At 47.9% G+C, this 18830-nt stretch carries 9 protein-coding genes; 2 read left to right on the top strand and 7 right to left on the bottom strand.

Annotated features, from left to right (window positions below; genetic code table 11):
* Window positions 1-14 precede the first annotated feature (14 nt).
* The 4 genes from DWY55_RS03045 to DWY55_RS03030 all read right to left on the bottom strand — a co-directional run bounded on the left by DWY55_RS03045 (window position 15) and on the right by DWY55_RS03030 (window position 10545).
* The gene (locus DWY55_RS03045; protein WP_034522898.1) at window positions 15-1505 is read right to left on the bottom strand and encodes a RagB/SusD family nutrient uptake outer membrane protein; all 1491 of its coding nucleotides are present in this window, start codon (window positions 1503-1505) and stop codon (window positions 15-17) included.
* A gap of 26 nt (window positions 1506-1531) precedes the next feature.
* Complete coding sequence (locus DWY55_RS03040) at window positions 1532-4612, bottom strand: SusC/RagA family TonB-linked outer membrane protein (RefSeq protein ID WP_005826038.1); 3081 nt, start codon at window positions 4610-4612, stop codon at window positions 1532-1534.
* Between the two features lie 170 nt (window positions 4613-4782).
* The gene (locus tag DWY55_RS03035; RefSeq protein WP_034525476.1) at window positions 4783-6342 is read right to left on the bottom strand and encodes a sulfatase family protein; all 1560 of its coding nucleotides are present in this window, start codon (window positions 6340-6342) and stop codon (window positions 4783-4785) included.
* A 129-nt stretch (window positions 6343-6471) separates the two neighbouring features.
* Window positions 6472-10545, bottom strand: coding sequence for a hybrid sensor histidine kinase/response regulator transcription factor (locus DWY55_RS03030; protein WP_035447654.1), 4074 nt, complete (start codon window positions 10543-10545; stop codon window positions 6472-6474).
* 189 nt (window positions 10546-10734) lie between these two features.
* On the opposite strand from DWY55_RS03030, the gene DWY55_RS03025 reads away from it, so the two are divergent.
* Window positions 10735-11817 (top strand): phosphotransferase enzyme family protein, encoded by a 1083-nt coding sequence (locus DWY55_RS03025; protein ID WP_005826031.1) that lies wholly within the window; start codon window positions 10735-10737, stop codon window positions 11815-11817.
* Complete coding sequence (locus DWY55_RS03020) at window positions 11808-12542, top strand: carbohydrate-binding family 9-like protein (protein ID WP_005826029.1); 735 nt, start codon at window positions 11808-11810, stop codon at window positions 12540-12542. Before DWY55_RS03025 ends, DWY55_RS03020 begins: the two co-directional genes overlap by 10 nt.
* Window positions 12543-13105: 563 nt before the next feature.
* On the opposite strand, the gene lpxA is transcribed toward DWY55_RS03020, so the two are convergent.
* The 3 genes from lpxA to DWY55_RS03000 all read right to left on the bottom strand — a co-directional run bounded on the left by lpxA (window position 13106) and on the right by DWY55_RS03000 (window position 18797).
* Window positions 13106-13873 (bottom strand): acyl-ACP--UDP-N-acetylglucosamine O-acyltransferase, encoded by a 768-nt coding sequence (gene lpxA / locus DWY55_RS03010; RefSeq protein ID WP_005833833.1) that lies wholly within the window; start codon window positions 13871-13873, stop codon window positions 13106-13108.
* A gap of 99 nt (window positions 13874-13972) precedes the next feature.
* Entirely contained in the window at window positions 13973-15358 is a 1386-nt protein-coding gene (locus DWY55_RS03005; protein ID WP_057097415.1) for a TolC family protein, read from the bottom strand.
* A gap of 19 nt (window positions 15359-15377) precedes the next feature.
* Window positions 15378-18797: an efflux RND transporter permease subunit gene (locus DWY55_RS03000; protein WP_057254019.1), complete on the bottom strand. Its 3420-nt coding sequence runs from the start codon at window positions 18795-18797 to the stop codon at window positions 15378-15380.
* Window positions 18798-18830: the final 33 nt, after the last annotated feature.

The following is an 18830-nucleotide window of genomic DNA, read 5'->3' as shown; positions in this document are numbered from 1 at the left end:
CGTTTTTATCAGTATTAGTAGCCTGCATTATTAGTCCACTGTGTCAGACGGATTTGCTGATAAGGTATGGGGAAGTAATAATGGTTGTTGCTTTGGAAAAGCGAACCATTCCAAGTCTCGGCTCTAACTTCACTTACCTTTTCCAGACGAACAAGTTCGAACCAACGTTTCATTTCTGCAAAGAATTCCCAACCGCGTTCGTTGAATACAGCTGTTGTGAAAGCTGTAGGATCAGTAGTTGTGGTCAGCTGGTCTTGTGCATAACCGGCACGTTTCTGTACTTTCTGAATGGCATCCAAAGCTTGTGCGTTTACACTGTTTGTGGCACGGGTGGAAGCTTCTGCGTACATCAGCAGGACATCGGCGTAACGGTAGATACAAGTGATACCATTAGCTTGGGCACTCTTACCGGGTGCGCCGTTGTCATAGTCATAATACTTGGAAATGGCGGGAAGCTTATCGGCACTTTCTTTATAAGTGACATGACCGTTTTTAGTTTCCCATTCTGTCATATAATTCCACTCTTTACGTGCATCATCCGGATAATTTAGAAAGAAGCTTTCGTTTGCATAGTAGTCAGACCAACCGGCATTGGGGGCAAAATCGCTGGGGTAGTAAGACTTTCCATAGTTACTTGCCGTCTTCATCTTCGCATTATGGTGGATGGCAAACATTACTTCATTGGGTTGTGCTTTATTGGCTTCTTTCCACAATTCTGCATATTCTTCGGTCAGGTACAAACCAGAGTTGTCTATGATGTCTTTAGCTGCAGCCGCTGCCAGTGAGTAATACTCTTGTCCTCTTTTCAAAGGCCAACCGGCCATTGTCATGTAAGCGTCTGCCAGACAAGCTTCGGCTGCCCATTTGGAAGGAGTAGAGCTGAAGCCGCTGCGACTTTTTGCCGGTAATATTTCTACTGCTTTTTTCAAGCTAGGAATAATCGCTTGATCATAGATTTCTGCAACAGCAGTTCTCGGCATGTACGTTGAAGCGTCTGTTTCTGCTAGAATTAGGGGTACATCACCATACATGCGTACCAAATAAAAATAAGAAAGTCCACGGAGGAAGTAAGCTTCTCCTAATACTTCTTCAAACTTCTTGGCTTGGTCTGCATTTTCCGGTAATACCGTCTTATTAATAAGTGTATTGGAGTGGTTGATAACGGCAAAAAATAGTGACCAAGTAGTATCGAAATCTGCAGTGTTGGCTGTGATATTGGGAGATAGTCTATAGTAATTGGCCAATTCATTATTTGCTTTTGCCGCACGATAAGTAATATCATCTGCACATACATTTATGCGTTGTAAACGGCAGTTAAAACCATAGTTCCCATTCCATAAATCGTTATAAAGTCCTGTTGCAGCTTGTTGAAGACCTGTTAGGTCCATGCTGGCAATGTAATCTTCATCAGTAATGAAAGACTGTGGCTCTTGGGTCAGGTCTACACAAGAAGTTGTCAGGAACATACTGCAGGCTATTGTTGCTATATATGCTAATTTTTTCATATTATTCTTGTTTAAAAGGTAAATCATTAGAATGCAAAATTTAAACCAATCAGATAATTACGGCTGTTAGGATATGAGCCCCAATCAACACCTTGTATCAGTGGGCTTCCCATTGTTGCTTCAGGATCCAGACCGGAATAGTTGGTGATATGGAACGGATTCTGGATGGAAACATAAAGTCGGAGATTGCTGATACCAAGTGATTTGCAGGCTAATTCGGGCAAAGTGTAACCCAAGGTGATACTTTTCATCTTGATAAAGCTTCCATTTTCTACAAAACGACTGCTGAATACTTTGTTTTCTGTGCCTCCTTGTACGAAACCCGGTACATCTGTATTTGTATTGGTTGGCGTCCAACGGTTCAAGAAGTCACGCATTGGAGTTACTGCAGCCATGTTCTGACCGGAAACTGTATTGAATCCCATTTGATGAGTTGCATTGTATATATCAAAGCCATGGAAACCTACCATAAAGAATGAGAAATCAAAATTCTTGTAATTGAAGCTATTGTTCCAACCCCAGTTAAATGTCGGTTGACCACAGCCGATGATACCTTGGTCTGCATCATTCAGTACTCCGTCTTTATTGGTATCTACATATTTAGAGTTACCAGCTACGACTTTATAGACTTCACCGTTTGTTTTGCCATTTGTTTGACCGTTGGCGTCTACGAATGGAGCGTTCACTTCATCTTCCTGCCAGATACCTCCGAAAGTATATCCCCAGAATGTACCTAATTTTTCACCTTCAATCATCTGGAATAATTGATTTTGGAAACTTCCGGCTTGCTGTTGGCGATGGTTAGCTGTAGGTATGCTGTTGAAAGTTCCTTTATTATGCGATAAAGTAACGTCGGTATGCCAGCTGAAGCCTTTACCGGTAAATGGGTCTGCACTGATTGTGAACTCTATACCAGTATTCTTGATTTCGCCAGAGTTCATCAACAATGAGGGAAATCCCATGTGTGTTGGTTGTGCCAGATCCAACAAAATATCTTTGGATAATTTGCTATACCAATCGGCAGTCAAGCGTATGCGACCGTTGAGTATACCAAAATCAACACCTGCATTGAACTGGTCGTTACGTTCCCATTTTAGGTAAGGAGCAGCAGGGCGGTCTACTTTATAAGAGGTGGAGCCATCACTATTTCTTATTGGAGTACGTTTGGAATAGGGGCGGTAAGCTTCTACAGCTTGGTTACCTACAGAACCATAACCGAGGCGAAGTTTCAATTGGTCGATAAAGCTGTTGTCTTTCAAAAAACTTTCTTGTTTCAAGTCCCAAGCCAAAGCTGCAGATGGGAAATAGCTCCATTTATCAACAAGACGTGAAGAACCATCTGCGCGAATAGATGCAGTAACCATGTAACGGTTCATAAATACGTAGTTTACACGTAACATACCTGACATTAATGTATTGATAACACGGTCGGAGCTATTGGTAGCAAGCTCTGCATTTGACCATGCCAAGTTGTTTATACCGATCCTATCAATATAATCCAAACCATAAGCAGTACCGGTATGATTGAAATTATTATCATAAGACTGTTCGAAAACAGCAGTTGCGTTGACACGATGATTAGCATTAAATTCTTTTACATAACTTAATGTGTTGGTGTTTAACCAGGAAGTGTTCCAGTAACTACGTGCTTGACCTTGCGATAAATTGCTATTCTTGAAAGCATAGTAACTTTTGTCATTTTGTACGGAAGTGTTTAGTCTATTGTCAAGCAGAACTCCCAGTTGTGAGCGGAAGCTCAAACCGTCCATGATGTCAAACTGGACATAACCTTGTATACGATTATTTATTGTCTTGTTGGCATTGTCTGCTTCCCAAATATGCCCCATTGGATTGTAAGTTGAACTACCCTCAAAAAATGAATTATTGTAGTTTCCATCTTCATCTTGCGGTTCAATAGTACTGGGAAAGTACATTGCTTGTTGGATTAAACCATCATATTCATTGACACGTGGAGTACTTGTTTCTCTGTAGTGACCATAGATGTTCATACCAGCTTTCAGCCACTTCTTGATTTTGGTATCTACTTTCAAACGCCAGCTGTAGATTTGGCTACTTGACTCCTTGATGATACCTTCATCGTTTTGATAGCGGAGAGATGCCAGGAAAGTAGTCTTTTCGCCACCACCTGCAATAGACATTTCATAGTTCTGTGTAACGGCAGGGCTGCGGAAGATTTCTCTTGAGTAATCATAACCTGCTTTGCCAGACTTGAAGGCTGCTAATTGCTCTGCACTATAATAGTGATTGTCGCCGTATCCAAAATATTCCTTACCATAGTCATTAACCAGGTTGGCATATTCATAGGTAGAAAGATTATCAGCATACTTGGCTACAGTCTTGATGTTGGCAAATGCATTAAAAGATACGGTCAATTTGTCTTGGGATGGGTTTTTGGTAGTAACCAAGATTACACCGTTTGCACCGCGAGAACCGTAAACAGCTGTTGCAGATGCGTCTTTCAATACTTCGATAGATTGAATATCGGAAGGATTCAACGACTGAAGGGAACCACCGATGAAACCGTCGATAACAACCAAAGGACCGGTTTCTGCTGTGATAGAGTTGATACCACGTACACGGATGGTATTGTCTTCAGTAGGATTACCGGAACCAGAGAGAACTGATACACCGGCCATACGTCCCTGCAATGCATCGGATACATTACCGGTCGGGGTATTCTTCAATGCATCTGCTGCTTTTACAGAAGCAACTGCACCGGTCAGGTCACTCTTACGTTGAACGCCGTAACCCACTACGACAACTTCCTGCAGCAATTGGCTGTCTTCTGCCAGTTTTACGTCGATTTTGGTCTTTCCGCCTACGGCAATCTTTTGTGTCTGATATCCGATATAGGAGAATACGAGAGTTGCGTTTGCCGGAACATTGGGAAGGGTGTAGTTTCCGTCAATGTCTGTGATACATCCGTTACTTGTTCCTTCCACCTGGATAGAAGCACCAATCACCGGACCTAAGTTGTCAGTCACTGTACCTGTTACTGTGAGATTCTGTGCATTGGCCTGCGTGGCAAATAGGACAGAAAGCAACATAATACCTAATGCTTTAAAGAAGCTGGATTTCTGTTTCATAAATATTAATTTAATTAGTTATTAATAAAGGTTGTTTCTTTGTTTTGTACTCACTTCAGAGTTGAATCACATCGCAAATGTAGGGGATGGAATATACAAATGCATTAGTTAATAGTTCGCAAAAAGTACGAATTCGTACAAAACTTGCGAACTATACCACTCTTGTACTTTTATTCTCTTTCACTTTGGTTCTTTGCTTCCTTCACCTCTTCCAGTAGGGCAGAGAGCGTTTTTACCTTGTCCGGATGGGCTTCTGCCACATTGTCTTTTTCGGACGGATCAATGGAAAGATTGTACAGTTGAGGCTGCGGGGCGTTGCCCATTTCTATTTTCGTCCAATACTCCAGTGCCGGCTTGTCGCTGGGCTCTATGTATTTCCAGTCTCCCTGGATAATGGAGAGTGTATTGTCCAGATTCTGTTGTACAATATAGTCACATCCGGCAGTGTCGGTTCCCAGGAAGTTGTTGAGCTGGTCGCGGCTGTCGGGAGCGATGCCTGCTTCCAGCGGATGGTCCAGCAGGGCGGCGAGTGAAGCGTATACATCAATCATGGAGAAGGGGGCTTGTTGTTTGCCGGGCTTGATGCCATTGGGCCAGCGTACAATGAAGGGAATGCGGGTACCGGCATCGAAAGCGCTGTACTTCCCACCGCGGTAGTGCTTCATGGGAGTATGGCCGTTCAGCAGTTCGCGTGCCTGGTCCTGATAGCCGTCGTCTATGACGGGACCGTTGTCACTGCAGAATACAAAAATGGTGTTGTCGGCAATGCCGAGGCTGTCCAAAGTGTGCATGATTTCACCCACGGTCCAGTCCAGCTGGAGGATGACGTCGCCACGTACGCCCAAACCACTCTTGCCGGCGAAACGCGGATGTGGCACGCGGGGAACATGTACATCTTGCGTACCCATATAAAGGAAGAAAGGTTCGTCTTTATGGGCTGTGATGAAGTTCTTGGCTTTGTCTGTAATCACGTCGGCAATGTCTTCGTCTGTCCAAAGGGCGGATTTGCCGCCGGTCATCCAGCCGATGCGGGGGATGCCGTTGATGATGGTGTTATTGTGCCCCTGGCTGGGTTTCATCTTGACGAGTTCGGGGTTTTCGAGACCGGTGGGCCAGTCACCGACCTTGTGGTCGTAGCTCACAGTGATAGGGTCGTTGGGGTCGAGGCCTACTACATGTCCGTTCTCTACAAAGACGCAGGGAACGCGGTCGACGGTAGCGGGGATGATGTATTCATAGTCAAAGCCGATGTCTTGGGTGTTCGGTTTGATGGAGTGGTTGAAGTCTGTACCGCCTTTAGGGCCCAGGCCGAGGTGCCACTTGCCCACTGCTGCAGTGGCGTAGCCTTCTTCCTTGAACATATCGGCCATAGTGACGCAGGCGGTATCGATGATGAGTTCGGAATTGCCCGGAGCGATGCCGGTATTCTTCTGTCGCCAGGGATACATGCCCGTCAGCAGGCCGAAACGGGAAGGAGTGCTGGTGGAAGAAGTGGCATAAGCGTTGGTAAACTGCATGCCTTGTCCGGCAAGGCGGTCAATGTTGGGAGTGCTTACTTTGGTGGCACCGTAACAGCTCAGGTCGCCGATACCCAGGTCATCAGCAATCAGATATACTACATTGGGCTTCTGCGGCGAGTGCTCCGAAGTCTTGTCTTTAGGTTGGCTTCCGCATCCCGCTATCAGGGCTGCACCGGGAATCAGAGACCACAAGGGGGAAAAATGCTTCATAGTTCTTTGACTTTAGATTGTAATTCTGAGGTCAAAGGTAAGAGGTTTTATGGAATCGGGTGTATAAGGAAGTACAAGGGAAGGGAGAAAAAGTACAAACCGTATCATGCGATGGCTTGATGTACAATATTAAGATGTCTCTTCACTGTCTTCCGTACTTTCCTCTCCTCCATTCTCTCCTTTGCGGTAGGCCAGTGGGCTGACATGGTAAATGTCCTTGAAGCATTTGGAGAAATAGCGTGAAGAACTGAAACCGATCCGGTCCGCAATTTCAGTGATATTCAGCTCCGGATTGTTGCGCAGCATCAGGGCACCCTTCTTCAGGCGGATAGTCAGGATAAAGTCGTTCGGAGTTTGCCCGGTGATAGCCTTCAGCTTGGTGAACAGATTGGTGCGTGCCATTGCCATTTCACGGGCAAAGACGTTGACGTTGAATTCCGTATCGTCCAGATGTTGCTCGATGACTGCCATGGCACGGTCCAGAATCTCCTTGTCTATGGGGTTGGTGGCAAGCATCTGTACAAAGGCTTGCGGCTGCTTGCTGAACTTTTCCTGCAGAAGGATGCGCGAGTTCACGAGGTTGTTGCAGCGCGAAATCAATAGATTGGTGTTGAACGGCTTGGTGATATAGTCATCCGCACCGATGCGCAGTCCCTCGATATTCTGTTCGATGGCAGTACGTGCCGTGAGCAGTACCACGGGAATATGGCAGGTGTTGAAGTCGCTCTTTATCTGTTTGCACAGTTCCGTTCCCGACATGTTGGGCATCACCACGTCGCTGACTACGATATTGGGCATTTCGCTGCGCACCAGTGCAAGTCCTTCCGCTCCGTCGGCCGCAGTCAGCACTTCGTAGAAGGGCTTGAAGATACCTGCCAGCATGTCGCGGATGGAGTCGTTGTCTTCCACTATCAGGATTTTTGCATCCGGGAGTCGTTTGATGGGAGCACTCTCTTCCAGCTCCGCCTTGAGCAGGGCATCGTTTTCCGGTTTGGGAATTTCTATTTGTTGCACACTGTCTGCATTCTTATTTATTTGCTCTTCGTCAAACTGTGCGTTCCCCAATTGCAGGTTTACGATGAAGCTGCTACCTTTGCCCAGTTCGCTTTCCACACGGATGGTGCCGTGATGGAGCTCCACGATACCCTTCGTCAATGCCAGGCCGATACCCGTACCCGTCTTGCTTGCATCTGTAGAGTCCATTTGGTCTATCTGGTAGAAGCGGTCGAATATCTTGTCCACTTCCCGGGCATCTATGCCGCTGCCGGTATCGGTCACGCGGATGACGGCATTGCTGCCTTCGGTCTTGATGCTGAGGGTGATGCTGTCTTCCGCCTTGGTATGCTTGACGGCGTTGGACAGCAGGTTGTTTATCACTTTCTGCATCTGTTTTTGGTCATACCATACTTCGAGGCTGTCTGTTTCCTTCTCGAAGTAGAGGCTGATTTGTTTGGCGCTGGCATATTCCAGGAAAAGCAGATAGTTTTCGTATAGGAAGTTCACGATGTTGTGTGGACTTACCTTTATCTTCATGTGCCCTTGTTCCTGCTTGCGGAAGTCGAGCAGCTCGGTGATGAGTTCCCGTAGCTGTATGCTGTTCTTGTAGATGCCCAGTACCTTGTTATATATGGCAGGCGTGAAGTTCTGGAGTTGCATCAGCGTTTCCACTTGGGCCACGATGAGTGTCAGCGGGGTGCGGAATTCATGGGAAATGTTGGTGAAGAAACGTAGCTTTGACTGGTTCAGGGCCTCTACGTCACGAATGTGCTTCTGTTCGTACTTCAGTGATTCACGCAACTTGATTCTGGACTTGTAGGTACGCACCAGATACCAGAGCAGGATTCCCGTCACTATCAGGTAGATAAGATAGGCAAGGGGAGTCTTGTAGTAGGGAGGCAACACGTGTATGGTAAGGTGGACTTGCGGACAAAGGCTCTCGTCTTTTCCGTTGGGCTTTATAATCAAGTTATAGGTTCCGGCGTTCAGGTTGGTATAGGTGATGTTGTGCAGTCCACGGGCACTGTTCCAGTCGTTGGAGAAGCCTTCCAGCTTATAGATGATGTCGTCTTTGTTGGCGGCTACATAGTTTGAAGTGGCGAACTCTATGCTGAACATGGACTGGTCAGCGTTGAGCGTAATCTCGGGGGTGCAGTACAAGGCTTGCTGCAGGATACCGGTCTCATCTCCCACTTGTATTTCCGTTCCGTTCACAATGAGGCGGGAGAGGATGATTTTGTAGGGTTTTGGTGTGAAGTTCAACTCCATTTCGTGGAAAGAAATCATTCCCTGCGTGCCTCCCAGGAATATTTCTCCGTCACGGGTCACGCAAAGGGCATTCTCATTGACGGCAGTCATTGGGAAACCGTTTTCGGCACTGTAGTTCAGGAATGCCTTTTGCCGGTAGTCGAAGATGGAGAAGCCTTCGTTGGTGATGAGCAGCAGTTTGCCGCTGGTGGGGGATTCCTGCGTCTCGTAGATGCAGTCGCTGGAAAGGCCGTTCTTCGCTTGGTCAAAGTTCTCGAAGTCGTTGCTGGCAGGGCGGTATAAGTCCAGTCCGCTGCCCGAAGTGGCGAACCACAGATTGCCTTTGCTGTCTTGGGTAATGTTGTTTACATTGTTGTTGCTGATGCTGTGTGGGTCGGCAGTATCATGGCGGTAGTTGGTCAGTTTGCCGGTATCGAAACGGTAGCTGAACACACCTTCGCCCGTGGCTGCAATCCAGAGCGTACCGTTGCTGTCGAAAGTGACATCTGCCACCATCTTGATTTTTTTGCCTTCTTTGCTGTCCTGGAACAGTTGTTGGCATTTCCCGTTGGCAGGGTCGAAGAGGCAGATTCCGTTTTGGGTGGCTATCACCAGGTGGTCTTGGTAAGGCGCGATATCGCGGATGATGTCGGAAGGCAAGGTCTCCGGATTACCTGCTTCCATGCGGTAGTGTGTGAATCGCCCCGAGCGTATGTCCAGTCTGTTCAGTCCGCCCAGATGGGTTCCTATCCAGATGATGTCTTTGGAGGCATCATAATAGAGAGCCTTGATGTTGTTATGGGAAATACTGTTGGGACCGATTTCCGGGCGGAACCATTTGAACTCACGGGTACGGCGGTTGTAATAGTTCAGTCCGCCCCCTTCGGTGCCAATCCACAGATTGCCGTCCTTGTCTTCGATGGTGCGGCCTACAACCGGATTGCTCAGCCCCTTCTTTTCGATGGGCGAATACATATAGCGGCTGTATATCTCGTACTCGGGGTTGAAGTAGTTGACGCCGCCAAAGTAGGTCCCCAGCCACAGCGTTCCTTGGTTGTCCTTTACGATGCACCAGATGGAAGAGTGTGTCAGTCCGTCGCTCTGGGCATCACTGGCAGTGTGGTTCTGGAAGAGTCCCGTACTTTTGTCATACCGGTTCAATCCGTTGAATGTCCCAATCCAGATGTTTCCCAGATTGTCTTCACAGCAGGCTCGCACGAAGTTGGAAGAGATGCTGTAAGGGTTCTTTGCGTCGTATTCAAAGATTTCGATGGTTCCGTCGGTCTTTACATGGTGCAGCCCTTCTTCCCAGCTGCCAATCCATAACTCGCCTTCGCTGTCTTGGTATATGCTGGTGATGTTGCCTTTCAGGATGGGGTGGGTCAGCTCGTTCTTGTCCAGTTGCAGGCGGTATGCTCCGTCGGTGGTCGTTCCAATCCACATTTGTCCTTTGTCCAGATGCATACAGCAGATTTCCAGACTTTTTCCGGGAAGCTGGTAATAGAGGTCAAAGTTCCCGGTCTGCTCGTTATAGCGGTAGATTTCATTCTGTTTTCCGATGAAAAGGGCCTCTTTGTAATATATGCTGTGTACATTTCCTTGCAGCAGGGTGGTGAATCTTTGGGTGGCAAGATTGAACTCGGCTACTCCTTCCGTACAGAGCAGGTAGATTTTTCCGTTACGGTTGCCGGCCATGCGCAGCACGGTGTTGCAGAAAAGGCTGTAAGGGTCGTTCTTCTGCAGCTTGTAAGTTTGTATGTCTTCTCCGTCATAACGGTTCAAGCCTTCTCGGGTTCCAATCCATAAGACACCGTTTTCATCGATGTAAAGGCTGTTCACGGAGAATTGTGACAGACCGTCGTCGGTTGTCAGATGGTTGAAGGTGATGTTCTGCGCCTGCAGGGTTGCAGCAATCATGCTTACTGAAACAAGAAGCAGCCGGATGATAAACGTTCGCACTTTTCGGGTAGTTTTTAAGGTTTCAGTTACAAATATAGGTATATTTTGTACAAGACTTCTTATTTATTAGGCAGTTTTTGCGGCTATGTTTGGATAAATGTATAATTTTGGAAGCGCGCCGAACGATACTTGTCTTTTGATAGATGGCAATCGGCGTATCTTTGTAAACAAATTAATTCATTTATTATCATGAAAGACCTTTTATCTATTGTATCTCATTTTCAAATGCAGGGTACGGTTCGTGAAATCAAGCCTTTAGGCTCAGGCCTGATTAACGATACGTACAAAGTGACCACCGTTGAGGCCGATGCGCCGGACTATGTTCTGCAACGTATCAATCATGCCATTTTCCAGAATGTAGAGATGTTACAGTCTAATATCGAGGCTGTGACCGGGCATATCCGTAAGAAGCTGGAAGAGAAAGGAGAGGCCGATGTCGAGCGTAAAGTGCTTCATTTCATCCCCACGGCCGAAGGGAAAACCTATTGGTATGACGGTGAGAACTACTGGCGTATCATGACTTTTATTCCCCGTGCCAAGACTTACGAGACGGTGAACCCCGAATATTCCTATTATGCGGGAACTGCCTTCGGTAATTTCCAGGCTATGCTTGCCGACATTCCAGATACATTGGGCGAGACAATTCCCGATTTCCACAACATGGAGTTCCGCCTGAAGCAACTCCGTGACGCTGTGGCTGCCGATGCTGCGGGACGTGTGCAGGAGGTGCGGTATTTTCTGGATGAGATAGAAAAACGCGCTGATGAAATGTGTAAGGCAGAACGTCTGTACCGTGAAGGCAAACTGCCCAAACGGGTATGCCACTGTGATACGAAAGTAAACAACATGATGTTCGACGAAGACGGTACGGTGCTTTGTGTCATTGACCTGGATACGGTGATGCCCAGCTTCATCTTCTCCGATTATGGCGATTTCCTTCGCTCAGGTGCCAACACGGGGTTGGAAGACGACAAGAATCTGGATAATGTGAACTTCAATATGGAAATATTCCAGGCATTTACCAAGGGTTATCTGGAATCGGGCAAATCCTTCTTGTTGCCGATAGAGATTGAGAATCTGCCTTATGCGGCTGCCTTGTTCCCATACATGCAGTGCGTACGCTTCCTGGCAGATTATATCAACGGTGATACTTATTATAAAATCCTGTATCCGGAGCACAATCTTGTGCGTACCAAGGCTCAGTTCAAACTGTTGCAGAGCGTGGAGGAGCATACACCGGAGATGAAAAAATTCATTGACTCATGTATCTGAAAAAGTTTTTAATGACGATAGCGGCAGCTCTTTGCATGTTGCCGCTATCTGCAATTAATCCCCAAAATAGTAAAATGAAAGAATTGAATGTAAAGAAAGTAAGTGCGGCCAATATACCGGTAGAGTCGGTTCCGGCTCTTCTGGATGAAGAGAAGGTGGCGTTTCAGCCCGTAAACACAGTGAATTGGGCTGCTTTTCCTTATACTCCCGATGTGGAATTCCGCATAGCGCATACGGAAGATGCCATTCTGCTGCATTTCAAGGTAAGGGAAGCGAGTGTACGCGCAGTTGCAGGCCACGATAACGGTCCGGTTTGGGAAGATGCGTGTGTAGAGTTCTTCTCTGTGCCTGCCGATGACGGAGTGTACTACAATATGGAGTGTAATTGTGCCGGGACTCTGCTTATTGGGGCAGGTGCCGGACGTGGAAACCGCCAGCATGCCCCGCAAGAGGTGCTCGATAAAGTACAGCGTTGGGCTTCTTTGGGACGTGAGGCTTTCGACGAAAGAGTAGGTGAGTGTGCCTGGGAAGTGGCCCTGGTCATCCCTTATTCCGCTTTCTTCCTGCATGACATCACTTCGTTGGATGGAAAGACGCTCCGTGCCAATTTTTATAAATGCGGTGACAAGCTCCAGACTCCCCATTTCCTTTCCTGGAATCCGATAGGTCTGGAGAAGCCGAACTTCCATTGCCCGGAGTTCTTCGGTACCCTGCATTTCGAGTAGTAGTAGAACAAAAAATTACTCAACCTGCCCTCACCACTATCACCGCTTTTCTGAAACTCCCTATTCATCGCCCTTTCAAGGGTGAGTGAGAGCAAATAAAAAGGGTGAGGGCAAATTTTACCCTCACCCTTCCGAGCGTACCCGGTTGCTTCCTGCTTCTTTCCCCGTCTTTTATAGGACAAGACAGACCATTGTCTACAGAAACAGTATAATAAATACCCTTTATATACTTAATCCGTTAGTTCACAACACTGAACAGTTTGTTCCAGCATTAGAGAACACTTTGTTTCAGTATAGAAAAACACTTTGTTTTCATATAATGGAACGAACTGTTTTGTTAAGGGAAACAAAGTGTTCTCTATAAGGAAACAAAATGTTTAGTTAAAGGAAACAGTTTGTTTTACTTAGCATACTGCCTGGAATGAATGTGCATCAAAAAATAGTAAAAGATAATGCAGGAACTATTGTAGAGGAATATAGAAAAGGGCACGAACTACGCAGACTTACAGAAAAGAATTTATTCATCCGTATTGTCTGCGTGATTCGTGCCCGAAGAAGGGTGTTTACTTCACGATTCCTTTGGAATTCTTGATGAAGTTGATGATATTGTGTATCTCGTCACTCATCGGTACTTGGTCTTCAATCTTCTGCAAGGCATCCTGCACGCTGAAGTTTCCCTGGTATACCAGACGGTAGGCATTTACGATATGGCGCAATACACGTTCGGTCACCTGGTGTTTGTGTTGAAGCACAGCAGCGTTGATACCGTGGTATTCTGCCGGATTACCGTTCATGATGATATAGGGCGGCACATCCTTTGATATGCGGCAGCCTGCCTGAATCAGTACCCAACTTCCAATGTGGCAGTATTGGTGCAGAATGACGTTGCTGCTCAGAATGGTGCAGTCGTCTATCTGACATTCTCCGGCTACGGTAGTCTTGATACCCAGTACACAATGGTTGCCTATCTGCACGTCGTGGCAGAGGTGTACACCATCCATCAGGTAGTTTTCATTGCCGATGCGGGTGGCGCTTCCTGCATGGGTAGCACGGCTGACAACCACGTTCTCGCGGATGTCGTTATTATCACCGATAATCAGCATGCTGTTCTCTCCCGTATAATGGAAGTCTTGCGGTTCGGCACCCAGAACGGCATTGTGATGCACCTTGTTCCCTTTTCCCATGCGGGTACCGTGCAGAATTTTTGCCCCCGACATAATAATACAGTCATCACCGATTTCCACGTTCCCTTCGATAAATGCAAAGGGCTGGATGGTTACATTCTTGCCGATTTTTGCGGCAGAATCTACATAAGCTAACGGACTTATCATAGTAATTAGCGATTAATGATTAATGATTAGTGATAAATGGTTAGTGATTAGGATTTACTATTTCATTAATCGCTAATCACTAATCACTTATCGCTCATTTTATTCTCTTCCTCCTCCAAGCGCTTGATACAGACTGATGACTGCCTGCATGCTGCTGAAGGTGTCGGATACTTCTGCAAGCTGTGCGCTGAGGTAAGACTGCTCGGCAGACAAGACTTCCAGATAGGTCGACGTGCCTAAGTTAAACAATTCTTTTGTATCTGAGGCAGCTTGGCGGGCAGAATTTACTTGAATAGTGCGTGAAACGGCTTTGTCCTTCTCCATTTGATACAGGTGCAGGGCGTTGCTCACTTCATTTCCGGCATTCAGCAGGGCGGTTTGGAACTGAATCTTAGCCTGCTCCTCTTGTGCCTTGGCTTGTTTCAGACGGGCAATGTTGGCACCGCGATAGAACAAGGGTTGCGTCAGCGAACCGATGGCGGAAGCCAGCAGTTTACCCGGGTTGACGATACCTGCACCGGAGTTATTGGTCCAGCCTCCCGAACCGCTCAATGTAATCTGCGGGTAGAAAGCGGCACGGGCGCTGTTGGTATTATAGTAGCTGGCAGCCAGTGACATCTCGGCAGCTTTCACGTCCGGACGGTTGGATAGCAACTGCAAGGGGATACCTACTGAAAATTCCGTAGGCAGCTGTTGCTCTTCCAGCACACCGCGTGCGATGCTCTGTGCCGGTTGGTGCAACATCAGGCAGAGGGCGTTTTCGGTTTCGCGTATGCTCTGGCGTATGTCGGGCAGTGATGCCATGACTTGAGCGTAGGCAGTGCGGCTCTGCTCTACGGCAGCAGAAGTGGTTCCGTAGATGCCTGCATCTTTCATGGCTTGCACGGTCTCCAGGTTCTTTTTCAGAATCTCGACGGTGCCTTCGGTGATTTGCAGTTGGCGGTCCAGCATCAGCAGGGTGTAGTACATGTTGGCTACGCCGGCGATGACTTGCGTCTGAACGGCTTGTTCGTAGAATTGCGTCTGCTTCAAGCTAACCTTTGCTTGTCGCTTCGGGTTCAGCAGTTGACCGAAGAGGTCGACTTGCCAGCTTGCGGTGACGGGCAGGGAGTAGATTTGTGTAGCCTTTCCCTTGTCCCAGCTGCTGACGGTTCCTTGCGGAGACAAGGCAAGCATCGGAGCATAGGCAAGACGGGCAGACATCAGTGCGGCTTGTGCTTGTTTCACGTTCAAGGCGGCACTGCGCAGGTCACCGTTGTTGGTGAGTGCTTGCTCGATAAGTGTCTGCAGCTGCGGGTCTGTGAACACTTCTCTCCAAGGCAGATTACCGAAGTTGGCCGTATCTGCGGCTAATGTATCGTTCACGGACGCCGTGTCGCGATACAGTCCGGCAGTTGTTATGTCTTCGGGTCTGTCGTATGATTTGTAGATGTGGCAACTGCTCAATAAAGCAGTTGCGCACATCAGGCATATTATTTTCTTCATAATCGCTAATCGTTAATCACTATTTTGTATATTGTTCAATCTCCGGTTCTGCATCCGAGTTGTCCACATCTTCCCATTCCATCGGCTTGAATTTCTCCTGCAGGTACTGGAATGCCACGAACAGTGCGGGCACTATGAAGATTTGCAGAATCATACCGATTAACATACCGCCGATGGCAGACGTACCCAGCGTACGGTTACCGTTGGCACCCGCACCGGAAGCAAACATCAGCGGGAGCAGACCGACAATCATTGCCAACGACGTCATCAAGATAGGACGCAGACGGGCTGCGGCACCCAATACGGCTGCCCAGGTGATACTCATACCCATTCTGCGGCGTTCGAGGGCAAACTCTACAATCAAGATGGCATTCTTGGCCAACAGACCCATCAACATGATGAGGGCAATCTGCATATAGATGTCATTGGACATCGTACCCAGAATCATTTTCAGTGCCGGGATGCTGCCCAATGCGCCTATACCGCCTACAAAGAGGAAGCTACCCAGCAGACCGAACGGCACGGACAGCAATACGGATAAAGGCAGGATGTAGCTTTCGTACTGGGCACTCAGCAACAGATAAACGAATACGAAGCACAATATGAAGATGAGTCCCGTAGTGCTGCCACTCGTTTCGGCCTCTTCACGCGCCATACCTCCCAACTCATAACCGAAACCGGCAGGCAGGTTTTCCTGCGCCACTTCGGCAATGGCTTGCAGAGCCTGACCGGAAGTGTAGCCTGATGCGGGAGCCACCATCACCTTCATGGAGGTGTAGAGGTTGAAACGGCTGATGACGTCAGGACCATATACTTTCTTGATGGAGATGAACTGCGTGATAGGTGCCATCTCGTTGCCGTTGCGCACCTTGATGCTTTGCAGTGTTTCCATATTCTTGGTAGCATCAGGTTCGGCTTGTACCATTACGCGGTACATCTTACCGAAGCTGTTGAAGTTGGAAGCATACAAACCACCGTAATATCCCTGCAAGGTAGTCAAGATATCATTGGGGCTGATGCCTGCTTTCTTACAAGCGGCAGCATCAATGTCCAGCTGGTATTGCGGGAAGTGGGGGTTGAAGGAGGTCTTGGCGGAGTTGATTTCCGGACGCGCTTCCAGGGCAGCAGTATAGTTGTTCACCACGTCGAAGAAGTGGTCCAAATCACCACCCGTCTTGTCCTGCATGTTCAACTCGATGTCGCTTGAAGCCGAGTAACCCGGAATCATAGGCGGCGCGAAGAACAATACCTGCGCTTCCTTGATAATCTTTTGGGCGCGCATGTACAAAGTAGCGTACACAATCGTGGAGTTCTGCATCGTGGAACGTTCTTCCCAGTTCTTCAGCTTGATGATGAGTGAACCGTAGGAGGGGCCTTGACCGCCCAAGAAGCTATAACCTGAGATAACGGTACGTGACTGTACGGCAGGGTCTGCAGCAACCAAGCTGTCCACACGGTTCAAAATCTCTTGTGCGCGTTCTTGTGAAGTGCCCGGAGGCAGTGTCACAGCGCCCATGATGGTACCGGTGTCTTCGTTGGGCACCATACCGGTCGGGGTTATCTGCATGAATACGCCCAACAGTACAATAGAGCCGATAACCAGTCCTGCCGATATCCAGCGTTTCTGGATGAAGAACAGCACTTGTTTCTTATACTTGCCCAGGATACCGTTGTATGAGTCATTGAAGGATTGTTTGAACTTGTCGGTAGTCATACCTGCCAACGCCAGCACACTGATGATAATCATCAAGCTACACAGAATGGGGTGTTCGCTGAAGCTGAACAGACCGAAAATCATGCCCAGGATAGCTACCGTCACGAAGAGCAGTGTAATGCCGGGACGCATCAACCGGCCTATAGAGTCGGCATAACGTGCAATCATAATTTTGCGCGCTTCCTTGGCGGCAACGCCTACACGCTCTTTCAGACTTTCGTGTCCTCCATTATGAGGTTTCAAGAAGATGGCACACAGCGCAGGACTCAAGGTCAGGGCGTTCAGAGCCGAGAAACCGATGGCAATCGCCATGGTCAAACCGAACTGACGGTAGAAAGTACCTGCCGTACCTCCCATGAAGCTCACGGGAACGAATACGGACATCATCACCAACGTAATGGAGACGATGGCACCACCCAGTTCACTCATGGCGTCGATGGAAGCTGTACGGGCCGATTTGTAGCCCTGGTCCAGCTTGGCATGGACGCCCTCGACGACGACGATGGCATCATCGACCACAATCGCAATGGCAAGCACCATGGCCGAAAGGGTCAGCAAGTTGATACTGAAGCCAATCAGTTTCAATACAAAGAAGGTGGCAATCAACGCCACGGGAATGGCGATGGCGGGAATCAACGTGGAGCGCATATCCTGCAGGAAGATATACACTACGATGAACACCAGGATAAAGGCCTCGATCAATGTCTTGATTACCTCATGTATGGAAGCGAAGAGGAAGTCGTTGGCACTCTGTGCAATGTTTATCTTCAAGCCGGCGGGCAGTTTGCTGGAATAGTCGTCCAGTAGGGCCTCGATATCCGAGATGGTCTGCGTGGCATTACTGCCTGCCATCTGGAAAATGATACAACTCACGGCTTTATGTCCGTTTACCATATTGTTGAATCCGTATGACAGACGACCCAGTTCTACACTTGCTACGTCCTTCAAACGGAGTATTTCACCGTTCTCCAAAGCCTTGATGACAATGTTCTCAAACTCCGTAGTTTGTTGCAGACGTCCTTTGTAACGCAGAGTATACTGGTAGGTTTGGTTACCGCGCTCACCCAACTGGCCGGGAGCCGCTTCGATGTTCTGTTCGCTCAAGGCGGCAACCACATCGTTGGGGATAAGTTTGTATTGGGCCATTACATCAGGTTTCAGCCAGATACGCATGGAGTAGTCTTGTCCCAATACCATGGCATCGCCCACACCGTTGACACGTTTCACCTCAGGGATAAGGTTGATGTTGGCGTAGTTTTCCAGGAACTCGATGTTGTACTGGTCTTTTTCATCATAGATGGAGAATACCATCAACATGGAAGTCTGGCGCTTACGGGTGGTTACACCGATTTTGGTAACTTCGGCAGGCAGCAAGCCTTGCGCCATGGAAACGCGGTTCTGTACGTTCACCGCTGCCATATCGGGGTCGGTACCTTGCTTGAAGTAGATGGAGATGTCGCCCGAACCGCTGTTGGTGGCGCTCGAACTCATATACATCATATTTTCCACACCGTTAATCTGGTCCTCCAGCGGAGCGATAACGGAGTTAAGCACCGTTTGGGCATTGGCACCTTGGTAAGTCGCACTTACCGATACGGTGGGAGGTGCAATGTCCGGGTATTGGGTGATAGGCAAGGTAGCCAGACCAATAACTCCTAAGATTACTATCAGGATGGAAATTACCGTTGATAGTACCGGACGGTTAATAAATCTATCTAATTTCATTTCATGAACAATTAAGGAATTAAAAATTGAAGA

Source organism: Bacteroides sp. AF25-38AC (assembly GCF_003602995.1).
GTDB lineage: Bacteria > Bacteroidota > Bacteroidia > Bacteroidales > Bacteroidaceae > Bacteroides > Bacteroides uniformis.
This window is presented reverse-complemented; position numbering and strand designations above follow the sequence as displayed.

Excerpts from the sequence above, each read along its gene's own strand:
- DWY55_RS03040 (WP_005826038.1), bottom strand. The coding sequence starts at position 4,612 with ATGAAACAGAAATCCAGCTTCTTTAAAGCATTAGGTATTATGTTGCTT.
- DWY55_RS03025 (WP_005826031.1), top strand. The coding sequence starts at position 10,735 with ATGAAAGACCTTTTATCTATTGTATCTCATTTTCAAATGCAGGGTACG.
- DWY55_RS03035 (WP_034525476.1), bottom strand. The coding sequence starts at position 6,342 with ATGAAGCATTTTTCCCCCTTGTGGTCTCTGATTCCCGGTGCAGCCCTG.
- lpxA (WP_005833833.1), bottom strand. The coding sequence starts at position 13,873 with ATGATAAGTCCGTTAGCTTATGTAGATTCTGCCGCAAAAATCGGCAAG.
- DWY55_RS03005 (WP_057097415.1), bottom strand. The coding sequence starts at position 15,358 with ATGAAGAAAATAATATGCCTGATGTGCGCAACTGCTTTATTGAGCAGT.
- DWY55_RS03000 (WP_057254019.1), bottom strand. The coding sequence starts at position 18,797 with ATGAAATTAGATAGATTTATTAACCGTCCGGTACTATCAACGGTAATT.
- DWY55_RS03045 (WP_034522898.1), bottom strand. The coding sequence starts at position 1,505 with ATGAAAAAATTAGCATATATAGCAACAATAGCCTGCAGTATGTTCCTG.
- DWY55_RS03020 (WP_005826029.1), top strand. The coding sequence starts at position 11,808 with ATGTATCTGAAAAAGTTTTTAATGACGATAGCGGCAGCTCTTTGCATG.